Below are 202 nucleotides of genomic sequence, written 5' to 3' on the forward strand. Positions count from 1 at the left end.
CGATCGACGGCTGGACTGGCGCGGCTACAACCAACGCGCGAACCGTATCGCACACGCCCTGGTGGCGCTGGGCGTGCGTCCGGGCGATCAGGTCGCGACCGTGCTCGGCAATGGCCTCTGGGCCCACGAGTTGCTGCTGGGGATCTGGCGCGCCGGGGCGGCGATGGTGCCGCTGTCGCCACTGCTGTCGGATGCCAACCTC

The 202-nt window shown here is 70.8% G+C and carries 1 protein-coding gene; it reads left to right on the top strand.

Annotated elements, in window-relative coordinates; genetic code table 11:
* A partial coding sequence (locus ABD76_RS00095; RefSeq protein ID WP_197253204.1) for an AMP-binding protein occupies window positions 1–202 on the top strand: 202 nt, incomplete at both ends.

Origin of the sequence: Paenibacillus dendritiformis, from assembly GCF_015845845.1 — a bacterium.
Lineage (GTDB): Bacteria > Bacillota > Bacilli > Paenibacillales > Paenibacillaceae > Paenibacillus_B > Paenibacillus_B dendritiformis_C.